Genomic DNA, 7161 nt, shown 5'->3' with positions numbered 1-7161 from the left:
CCTGCTCCACCACGCCGGCATAGCGCGGGCTGTTCTTGATGAGCTGCGCGTAGTCGCGGAAGGATTCCTCGGGCGAGGCGTAGGCGCGGAACTTCGCGGTCACCTTGCGCGGCTCGCCGTCGATGTATTCGGTGGTCGTGACTTCGGCGACCGCGCCCTTCCAGTTCGCACCGGCCTTGATGCCGAACAGGTTGTGGCTGGCGCTGCCGTCGGCGTGGCGGATGTCGCGCTTGCCCCAGCCGGATTCGAGTGCGGCCTGGCTCAGGATGAAGGCGGCGGGAATGCCGGTGTCTGCCGATGCTTTCTCGGCGGATTCGCTGTGTCGGGCGATGAAATTTTCGGCACGGGACGCGCCGGGCAGGCGGTTCCAGATTTGCGGCTGCGGTGCGCCTGCCGCCGCGGCGTGCGGTACTGCTCCCTCTCCCTTTGGAAGAGGGTTGAGGTGAAGGCTTCGAATGACTCCCTCTCCGTCTGGGTGACGGATGAGGCGAGGGCTCGGTATTGCTCCCTCTCCCTCTGGGAGAGGGTTGGGGTGAGGGCCTGCGGCCTCACGACCCCCCACCTGCCTCTCCAACTGCCGCGCAATCATCGCGCTCAATCCTCCTGGCAACCCCGTCAGCTTCTGCGCCAACTGGCTGTCCAGCAACTCGGTCCCCATCTTCGTGCCCGAGTTGTCCAGCATGCCGCTGGAGAGAGTCGCCTGGCGCATGCTCTTCATCAGCTCCTGCATGAAGAGCGATTCGAACTGCTTGGCCGTCTCTGCGATGGCCGCGCGCGGGTTGCTGCCGGCGCTGGCTTGAAGCGAGCGCAGAGCATTGGCGTCGAGGCCGACGGTTTTCATGCAGGCACTCTCTTTTGCGAACGGTGCAGGTTTGCCTCGCTCCCTCGCCCCTCTGCGGAGAGGGTTGGGGTGAGGGGCGTTCCGGCCTGGCCGTCACCCCCACCCTCTCCAAGAGGGAGAGGGAGTAACTCCAAAGCTTTCGGCCTGTTCGAGTGGATGCTCATATGACCTCGAGCTCCGCATTGAGCGCCCCCGCCGCCTTGATGGCCTGCAGGATCGCCAGCAACTCCTGCGGCGTGGCGCCGAGCGAGTTGAGTGCGGTGACCACGTCGGTGAGCTGCGTGCCGGCAGGCATCTGGATCAAGGAGCCGGCCTGTTGCTGGATGGCGATGTCGGCCTGCTCGGCCACCACGGTCTGGCCGCCGGAGAACGGGCCGGGCTGGCTGATGACGGGCTGTGCGCTGATGGTCACCGAGAGGCTGCCGTGCGCTACCGCGCAGGCGCTGAGCGTGACGGCCTGGTTCACCACCACTGAGCCGGTGCGCGCATTGATGACCACCTTGGCGGCCGGCGAAGCGAGCGCGATCTCGAGGTTCTCGATGTCGGCCATGAAGCCCACGCGCGCATGCGCGTCGGTCGGCATGAGCACGCGCACCGTGCGGCCGTCGAGTGCCTGCGCGCTGCCCTGCCCCATCTTCGTGTTGATGACGCGTGCGACTTCGCGGGCGGTGGAGTAATCGAAGGCATTGAGGTCGAGCTGAATCGCGTCGCCCTGCGCCAGCGGCGTGGGCACCGCGCGCTCGACCGTCGCGCCCGAAGGCACGCGCCCGGCGTTGAGCGTGTTGACCTGCACCTTCGACCCCCCGGCTGCGGCGCCAGCGCCGCCGATGACCAGGTTGCCCTGGGCCAGGCCGTAGATTTCGCCGTCGGCGCCCCGAAGCGGCGTGGCGATCAGGGTGCCGCCGCGCAGGCTCTTGGCATTGCCGAGCGATGAGACGGTCACGTCGATCTGCTGGCCCGGCTGCGCGAAAGGCGGCAGGCTGGCGGTGACCAACACCGCGGCCACATTCTTGAGCTGGATCCGCGTGCCGGGCGGCACGGTCACGCCGAGCTGCTGCAGCATGGCCGCCAGGCTTTGCGTGGTGAAAGGGGTCTGCGTGGTCTGGTCGCCGGTGCCGTCCAGGCCCACCACGAGGCCGTAGCCGACGAGCTGGTTGCTGCGAACGCCCTGCACCGAGGCGACTTCCTTGAGCCGCGCCGCGCCGGCCTCGTGCGGCCACCACAGCGCGGCGCTGGCAATGATGAAGGCCAGCGCGATCAACGCGCGCAGCAGTCGGTCGGCAAGCGCAGCGCAGGGGGGGGTGTGGCGGTTCATGGCGGTGGACTTTCCGTGCGGATTGCCACCCATTCTGAGGAGCATCAGATCGGCAGAACGCTCAAAAAGAAGCGTGCAAGCCAGCCTATTGCCTGCGCTTCGGCCTGCGGGCCGCGACCGCGCTGCTCGATGCGCACGTTGGCGATCTGCGCTGAGACGACCGAGTTGCCCGGTCGGATGGAGCGCGGATCCACCTGGCCGGAGAAGCGCAGCACGTCCACGTTGTGGTTCACGCCGATCTGCTTTTCGCCGGCGACGATGAGGTGGCCGTTGGGCAGCACCTCGACCACGGTGGCGGTGATCGTGCCGGTGAAGGTGTTGGCGCTCTCGGTGGTGCCGGTGCCTTCGAAGCTGTTGCTCGAGCTGCCGCTGGCGCCGGCGCGATTGAAGGAGTTGGGCGAGAAGAAAGGCAGCGCGGTGATGCCGGCCGAGATCTCGCCGGTCTTGTCGATCGAGCTGCTCGATGTCTGGCTGGCTGCGACTTTCTCGACGATCTGAACCGTGATGGTGTCGCCGACCAGGCGGGCGCGGTGGTCCTCGAAGAGCGGGCGGTAGGCGCTGGGCTGGAAGATGGCGCCGTTGTTGACCACCGGCGCGAGCACCACCGCCGGGCGCACCGGCGCGGTATCGGCCACCTCGACCTTCGGCACGAGTGCCGAGCAGGCGCCGAGCAGCAGCGGCGGCAGCACCGCGAGCAGCGCTCGCAGCGCGCCGGCGGCGAGCCGGCAGCTCACAGCTGCGCCAGACGCTGCAGCATCTGGTCGCTGGTCTGGATGGCCTTGGAGTTGAGCTCGTAGGCGCGCTGCGTCTGGATCATCGCGACCAGCTCCTCCACCACGTTGACGTTGCTGGTCTCGACGAAACCCTGCGCCAGCGAGCCCAGCCCGTCAGCGCCCGGCGCGCCCTCGTTGGGCGTGCCCGAAGCGGCGGTTTCGGCATAGAGGTTCTGGCCGCGCGGCTCCAGGCCGGCCGGATTGACGAAGCTGGCAAGCTGGATCTGCCCGGCGATCTGCGGCGCGGCCTGGCCGGCCAGCGACACGCCGACCTGGCCGTCGGCGGCGATCGTCACGCTTTGTGCGTTGGCGGGAATCACGATGCCGGGCTGGATCACGAAGCCGTTGCTGGTGACGAGCTGGCCCTGCGCATCGACCTGGAAGGCGCCGTCGCGGCTGTAGCCGGTGGTGCCGTCCGGCATCTGGACCTGGAAGAAGCCCTGGCCCTTGATGGCGACGTCGAGCGTGTTGGTGGTCTGCTGCAGCGAGCCCTGGCTGAACTGCCGCGAGGTCGCCACCGCGCGCGTGCCCAGGCCGACCTGCAGGCCGGTGGGAAGCTGCGTCTGTTCGGAGCTCGCCGCGCCGGGCTGGCGCAGCGTCTGGTACATCAGGTCCTCGAACACGGCGTGCGAACGCTTGTAGCCGTTGGTGCCGCTGTTGGCGAGGTTGTTCGAGATATGGTCCAGCTGGGTCTGCTGGGCCTCCATGCCGGTCTTCGATATCCACAGTGAACGCATCATGGCGAGGTCCTCCTTCTCGGCCGATCATGGCGGCGGCTGAAGGGATGCGAAGCCGGGAGAAGGAAGGTCTTCGAGCCCTTGTTCGCGACCTCGCGCAACCAGAGTGGGGTGCGCTCCCGACGCTGGGCGGGGTAGGCACGTCGAATGCTCTACGTGAGCACCGAACCCACTGGAGACGACCACCATGAAACGCCAATCAGCACTCATCGCTTTCCTGTGCTCCGCCGCCCTCGGCCTGCCGTTCGCGGCAAGCGCGCAGACGACGCCCACGATGAGCAGCGAACAGTACGGGACCGCCAAGGACGAGATCGACGCCCGTTACAAGGCCGACAAGCAGCGCTGCGATGCACTCAAGGACAACGCCGAAGACGTGTGCGAGGAAGAAGCCAAAGCACGCCAGAAGGTGGCAGAGGCCGAGCTGAAGCACCAGCGCAGCGGCAAAGCCGAGGACGCGCGCGACCTGGCTGAAGTCAGGGCCGAGACGGCTTACGAAGTGGCCAAGGAAAAGTGCGACGCCCAGACGGGCAACGCCAAGGACATGTGCATGGCCGACGCCAAGGCTGCCGAGGCCAAGGCCAAGGCGGACGCAGCAGCGAAGCGCTGAGAGGCAGGGGCGGCGCTGACGCGCTGCCCGAATCGCCCGCAACTGCGGGCGATTCGCCTGATGTGACGTTGCCGCCTACCGGCGGCCCTAGCGGCGGTGCGGATCAGTTCATCGAGAGCAGCTTGCCGGCGACCTGCTCGTCGGTTTCGGCCGTCTGCAGCATCTTCATTTGCGCTTCGAACTGCCGCGCCGCGGCGATCATCGCCACCATGTTCTCGATCGGATTGACGTTGCTGCCTTCGAGCGCGCCGTCCTGCAATCGCGCGGTCTGATCGGCCGGCAAGTCGCCGTCGGGGTTGCGGAACAGGCTGTCGTTGCCGCGCACGAGCGGTGCTTCGGGTGTCACGAGCTTGAGCCGGCCGACCGGTTCGACCGTGCCGTCAGGCTGCGTCACGCTGACCGTGCCGTCGCTGGCGATGGCCGGCGCCGTGTTCGGCGGCAGCACGATCGGTCCGCCGTCGCCGAGCACGGTCATGCCGCCCGAGGTGACGAGCGTGCCTTCCGCATTGACCTGAAGCGATCCCATGCGGGTGTAGGCCTCGGTCCCGTCGAGGGCCTGCACGCCGAGCCAGGCGTTGCCTTGCATTGCCACGTCGAGCGCGCGGGCGGTATTGGTGATCGGTCCGGGGCTCGGGTCGTAGCCGGTGGTGGTTTCCAACGCATACACACGCGTGGAAGCGCCATCGCCGCGCACGGGCACCGCGCGCATGGCCTGCAGCTCGGCGCGAAAGCCGGTGGTCGAGGCGTTGGCGAGGTTGTTGGCGAGCACCTCCTGGCGCTGCATGGTCGCCTTGGCGCCCGACATCGACAGATAAATCATGCGGTCCATCGTCGGCTCCTTGAAAGGCTACTCAGCGCAGATTCACCAGCGTCTGCAACACCGAATCCTGCGTCTTGATCGTCTGCGCATTGGCCTGGTAGCTGCGCTGCGCCGTGATCATGTTCACCAGCTCGGCCGTGAGATCGACGTTGCTTTCCTCGAGCGAGCCCGACTGCAGCGCACCGATGTTGCCGGTGCTCGGCGCGCCGCGCACCGGGTCGCCCGAGGTGAAGGTCGCTGCCCAGGCGTTGCCGCCCAGCGGCTGCAGCCCCTGCGGATTGCGAAAGTTGGCGAGCTCCAGCTGGCCAGCCGGCTTCGACTGGCCGTTGCTGTAGCGCGCCATCACTATGCCGTTGCCTTCGATCGCGATGCCGCTGAGCTGGCCGAGCGCATAGCCGCTTTGCGACAGGTCGGTCACGCCGAAGGAGGCACCGTACTGAGTGGCGTTGGTCAGGTCGAGCTCCACCCCCGTGATCGGCAACGTTTGCGGCGTGCCGGCCGGCGTGGCCGGAATGTCGATCGTGACCACGCCGGCCGGCACCAGCGGGTTGCCGCCGTTGGCCGGGAATTGCAGCGACTGCGGCATGCCGGTGAGCATCTCGCCGTTGGCCGTGACGTAGACGTTCCAGTCGTCGGTGGCCGCTTTCTGGAAGTAATAGGTGAGTGCGACTTCCTGGCCCTTGGCGTCGTAGACCGTCACCGAGGTGGCGTTGTTGTAGGTGGTCGGGTCGTCCACGTCGATTCCCGGCGTGGCGGGCTCCGTCACGGCGGCGCGCGCGTCGAGGTTGAACTCGATGTCGATGCGGTCGGTGGCGCGCGGCTCGATGCCGTCGGTGGGCAGCTGGATCGGCCGGGCCTGGCCGCTCTGGATCACGCCCTGGTTGTCGGCGGCGTAACCCATCAGTTTTTGCTGCTGGTTGTTGACGATGAAGCCGTCGCGATCGAGCTTGAACTGGCCGTTGCGCGTATAGACGGTCGGGTTGTTGCCGTCGGTCACCTGGAAGAAGCCCGGGCCGTTGATCGCCAGGTCCATCGCGTTTTCCGTGATGGTGATGTTGCCCTGGGAGAACTGCTGGGAAACGGCCGCCAGATTCACGCCGATGCCGATGGCGTTGCCGCCGGCGCCGTTCATCGAGTTGGCGTAGACGTCGGCGAACTCGGCGCGCGAGCTCTTGGCGCCGAAGGTCTGCGCGTTGGCGATGTTGTTGCCGATGACCTCGAGGTTCTTGCTCGAGGCGTTGAGACCGGACAGACCTTGCTGGAAGCTCATTTGCGTTTCCTCGTCGATCGAAAGTAATGAAGGGTGGGCGGCGCGTTCGGCGCAGCGCTCAGGAGATGGCTTTGATAAGGCCGTAGGGTGTCGTGCCGTTGCGCGCGAGTTCGAGCTTGAGCGAGTCGCCGCCAGTGCTGACGGCGTTGACACGGTCGGTCATCAGCGGCGTGGCGGTGAGCTCGGCCGCACCGCTCTTGGCGACGACGCGGAAGGTGAGGCCGTCGGTGCTGGCGCCTGCAGGCACGGCCCACTCGAAGCCGTTGCGCCCGGCGTTCTGCGCTCCGAGATCCACCGTGTCGATGACGCGCCCGGCCGGCGAGAGGATCTCGACCTTCACCTCGTCGGCCGCACTGGCCAGCTCGAAGCCGGCCGTGGCCTTGCCCTCGACAACGACGAGCCGGTTGCCTTCGAGCAGCACGTCGCGTCCGATGAGGCTCGCGCCCTGCAGCGCCTGCGACTGGAACATCTGCCCCGACATCGACTTGATCGACTCGTTGAGCCGCTCGATGCCCGTCACGGTGTTGATCTGTGCGAGCTGGCTGGTGACCTGCGCGTTGTCCATCGGGTTGAGCGGGTCCTGGTTGCGCATCTGCGTGACCAGCAGCTTGAGGAAGCGGTCGGTGCCGTCGTCCTTCTTGGCCGCACTGGTGCCGGAAAGGCCGGCGAGCGCGGCGGCCGAGCTGCCGTTGATGGGATCGGTGGAGGCCATGCGGGTCTTTCAGTGGGAGGCGGTGTTCACTGGCCCATCTGCAGCGTTTTCAGCAGCAGCGTCTTGGCGGTGTTCATCACTTCGAT

General features: G+C 67.2%; 8 protein-coding genes. 1 reads left to right on the top strand and 7 read right to left on the bottom strand.

Annotated elements, in window-relative coordinates; translation table 11 throughout:
- From flgJ to flgG, 4 genes are all read right to left on the bottom strand, one after another.
- On the bottom strand, positions 1–841 hold an 841-nt coding region (flgJ, locus tag H0W40_RS18285), incomplete at its 3' end, for a flagellar assembly peptidoglycan hydrolase FlgJ (RefSeq protein WP_292449135.1).
- 160 nt (positions 842–1001) lie between these two features.
- On the bottom strand, positions 1002–2156 hold the full coding sequence (locus H0W40_RS18280; RefSeq protein WP_292449133.1) for a flagellar basal body P-ring protein FlgI: 1155 nt from the start codon (positions 2154–2156) through the stop codon (positions 1002–1004).
- 44 nt (positions 2157–2200) lie between these two features.
- On the bottom strand, positions 2201–2890 hold the full coding sequence (locus H0W40_RS18275) for a flagellar basal body L-ring protein FlgH (RefSeq protein ID WP_292449132.1): 690 nt from the start codon (positions 2888–2890) through the stop codon (positions 2201–2203).
- Positions 2887–3669 (bottom strand): flagellar basal-body rod protein FlgG, encoded by a 783-nt coding sequence (flgG, locus tag H0W40_RS18270; RefSeq protein ID WP_292449131.1) that lies wholly within the window; start codon positions 3667–3669, stop codon positions 2887–2889. The genes H0W40_RS18275 and flgG overlap by 4 nt, the downstream gene beginning before the upstream one ends.
- 184 nt (positions 3670–3853) lie before the next feature.
- On the opposite strand from flgG, the gene H0W40_RS18265 reads away from it, so the two are divergent.
- Positions 3854–4273, top strand: coding sequence for a hypothetical protein (locus tag H0W40_RS18265; RefSeq protein WP_292449129.1), 420 nt, complete (start codon positions 3854–3856; stop codon positions 4271–4273).
- Between the two features lie 103 nt (positions 4274–4376).
- Here H0W40_RS18265 and flgF read toward each other — a convergent pair whose 3' ends face one another.
- The 3 genes from flgF to H0W40_RS18250 are packed head-to-tail and all read right to left on the bottom strand — an operon-like array spanning position 4377 to position 7075.
- A complete protein-coding gene (flgF, locus tag H0W40_RS18260; protein WP_292449128.1) occupies positions 4377–5102 on the bottom strand; it encodes a flagellar basal-body rod protein FlgF in 726 nt (241 codons plus the stop codon).
- 22 nt (positions 5103–5124) lie between these two features.
- Complete coding sequence (gene flgE / locus H0W40_RS18255; protein WP_292449127.1) at positions 5125–6363, bottom strand: flagellar hook protein FlgE; 1239 nt, start codon at positions 6361–6363, stop codon at positions 5125–5127.
- A gap of 58 nt (positions 6364–6421) precedes the next feature.
- Complete coding sequence (locus tag H0W40_RS18250) at positions 6422–7075, bottom strand: flagellar hook assembly protein FlgD (protein WP_292449125.1); 654 nt, start codon at positions 7073–7075, stop codon at positions 6422–6424.
- Positions 7076–7161 lie beyond the last annotated feature (86 nt).

The sequence above is a fragment of the Methylibium sp. genome, from assembly GCF_013817345.1.
Classification (GTDB): domain Bacteria; phylum Pseudomonadota; class Gammaproteobacteria; order Burkholderiales; family Burkholderiaceae_C; genus Methylibium.
The sequence above is the reverse complement of the archived record's forward strand: the minus strand, read 5'-3'. Positions and strand labels throughout refer to the sequence as shown.

What these genes read in the sequence shown, in the direction of transcription:
- H0W40_RS18280 (WP_292449133.1), bottom strand. Translation starts at nt 2,156, where the DNA reads ATGAACCGCCACACCCCCCCCTGCGCTGCGCTTGCCGACCGACTGCTG.
- flgG (WP_292449131.1), bottom strand. Translation starts at nt 3,669, where the DNA reads ATGATGCGTTCACTGTGGATATCGAAGACCGGCATGGAGGCCCAGCAG.
- H0W40_RS18265 (WP_292449129.1), top strand. Translation starts at nt 3,854, where the DNA reads ATGAAACGCCAATCAGCACTCATCGCTTTCCTGTGCTCCGCCGCCCTC.
- flgF (WP_292449128.1), bottom strand. Translation starts at nt 5,102, where the DNA reads ATGGACCGCATGATTTATCTGTCGATGTCGGGCGCCAAGGCGACCATG.
- flgE (WP_292449127.1), bottom strand. Translation starts at nt 6,363, where the DNA reads ATGAGCTTCCAGCAAGGTCTGTCCGGTCTCAACGCCTCGAGCAAGAAC.
- H0W40_RS18250 (WP_292449125.1), bottom strand. Translation starts at nt 7,075, where the DNA reads ATGGCCTCCACCGATCCCATCAACGGCAGCTCGGCCGCCGCGCTCGCC.